At 59.4% G+C, this 2185-nt stretch carries 2 protein-coding genes; both read right to left on the minus strand.

What is annotated here, in order from left to right:
- Window positions 1-388 precede the first annotated feature (388 nt).
- Window positions 389-583, minus strand: a complete 195-nt coding sequence (locus A37A_RS21655; protein ID WP_020494532.1) for a DUF3800 domain-containing protein — start codon at window positions 581-583, stop codon at window positions 389-391.
- Between the two features lie 106 nt (window positions 584-689).
- A complete protein-coding gene (locus A37A_RS0114690; protein WP_018292225.1) occupies window positions 690-1838 on the minus strand; it encodes a glycosyltransferase family 4 protein in 1149 nt (382 codons plus the stop codon).
- Window positions 1839-2185 lie beyond the last annotated feature (347 nt).

Consider the following 2185-nt stretch of genomic DNA (forward strand, 5'->3'; position numbering starts at 1 on the left):
GAAAGCTTCGCCTTGCCGATTCGAGCCTCCCGCCTCTCCCGATCCCGTTTGGCCCGCCACTCTCCTCCGGCAATGACGTACCGAAGACCGTCCTTCTCCACTTCCATCCCTTCGCCGAACTTCCTCTGCGCTGATTTGTAAGTGATGACAGCAGAACGTTAAGACTTTTTCGTTCTGCCTACACGGCCCATTTGGGCGGGCATGCGAAGAAGCGGTCTCCCATCGGATGAGACCAGCTTTGGTTCAGGCCCCCCTGACGCTCGGATTGGCATGGACGCGCCCCAGCGGGTCGATTTGACCGGAAACCGTAGGATCCTTGACGCGCCTCACCTTCCGAGCCATATATCTTTTGTGGGTTGGTCACTGCGTAGCGAGGGCTGGCTCCAAATTATTTCCTTAGGATGACGAGGCCATGACCGTTCACCTTTCCCGCCCTCTTTGGGCGGAATTTCCCGTAAACAATTCGCCAATCCTCATTTGCTGGCTTGCCTATGGCATGTCGGCCGATGGGCGTGGCCACCAGATCGGCCAGTTGCAGCCCGGTGAGATTCGCTGATTTCGGTCGAGGAGTGAGGCCGATCATGCGCTTTTCGATGTCTTTCGCTCGCAAGGAGCGCGTGCCCTATACCTTGAGATTCAACCAGGTGGGCTCGGCCTCCTTCCCATGGATTCTCGAAGCTCCCTGTCCCTTATCCGCGCCGGCCACTCCGCACTTCCGCGATCACCTCGGCAAAGGACTCGAGATAACGCGGAGCGAGGGCTTCGGGAAAAAAGCTACACGCGGTCTGGGACGCGCGCTCGCCTGCCGCAGCGAGGCCAGCCTCGTCTCTGAGTAGTGCTTGAAGCTTTTCCCCAAGCTTGCCAGAGGAATCGGCCGCCCGATGGTCGAAGGTCCAGCCGTTTTCCCCCTCTTTTAGGTAATCGCGGAAACAAGCGAGTTCCGAAAGCAACACAGGGCACCCCTGGGCCATTGCTTCTAGCGGGGCGACGCCGAAAGATTCTCCGCGCTCCGCAAGTGAAGGATAGACGAAGAGAGAGGCTGTCCGGTAGAGATCCTGCAACGCCTTGGGATTGTAGACCGGGCCTTTCCATTCGATCGGGAAGCCGCAGCCGGATGATTCCTCGTCGAGGCGGCGATAATAGGCCTCTCCCCCTCCGCCGACACTGTCTTCCCAAGGGCCGACCAGCACGAGCCTCCAGTTCCTCTTGGTCTTCTCCGCTAACCCTTTCCAGGCCTCCACCAAGAGGTGAACACCTTTTTCCGGATGGATCCGGCCAACGAAGAGAACAACTCTCTCCCGCTTCTTTTCCTCCTGGCTTTCGTCGGTCCAACCCGTAGGCCGGGGAAGCGAATAGGGAAGCACGCAGATCTTTTCCCTGCTGCCCCTCTCCCGTGCGATCGCCTCGGCCACCGCCGCCGAAGGAGCCTGGATTCGCGCCGCGTGGCCATAAAAGCGGGTCTGGCCCTTGGGCATCCTGCCAGCCACTACCCAGACTGCCCCCCAGCGCCTGCTCCGGGCGAAAACCGGCAGGGTAATCGTGTTGATCACGAGAATATCCGCCGGCGGCAGCCTTTGCAGCACCTGGACCGTGTAAGCGAAATCCCGAAGAAGGATACCGAGACGGGAACGCGGAAGATCGTTTCCTGGGACCCGCAGATGCTGGGCACCACCGATCTCATCCTCGCGAGGCAGCCCAGGCCAAGTCCGCGAGATATGAGCGACCTCGTGCCCCCGCCGGACTAACTGCTCCCCAAGATGGTACCAGTGACTCTCCGCAGCTCCTCCCCGAAGCGGCGGGACTGGCAAGAACCAGCCGTGAACGATGGTGATTTTCATAAGCGAATCGGTTTAAAGGACGACGCCCTAGTTCCGCTGGCACTAGTACATCGACACATAAGTTCGCAGCAGCATATTCGGCTTGGAATTGCTGGGTGAGCTCAATGATGTGCTGAAGCTTTTCCGGCCCTTTAGCCTGACTTCCATTGAGTAGCGGCGCAACTCCTTGATGCTGAATGACAGGCCTTTCCGCTACTGGCTACATGGCTGCCCAGGCCGGCGGCTGGGCGAAGAGCGGGAGCAGACGAAGTTTTTCCAGGAGCCGATTCAGTTCCCGAGGAATCTTGCTCAAAAGACGAACGATCGGCTTGCCTTCCACGGAGAGAACGCCGAGGCGGATTGCTTGG

This window comes from Verrucomicrobium sp. 3C (assembly GCF_000379365.1).
GTDB lineage: Bacteria > Verrucomicrobiota > Verrucomicrobiia > Methylacidiphilales > Methylacidiphilaceae > Methylacidimicrobium.

Bases quoted from the DNA above. Each gene is read 5' to 3' on its own strand.
- A37A_RS21655 (WP_020494532.1), bottom strand. From the start codon at position 583: ATGATCGGCCTCACTCCTCGACCGAAATCAGCGAATCTCACCGGGCTG.
- A37A_RS0114690 (WP_018292225.1), bottom strand. From the start codon at position 1,838: ATGAAAATCACCATCGTTCACGGCTGGTTCTTGCCAGTCCCGCCGCTT.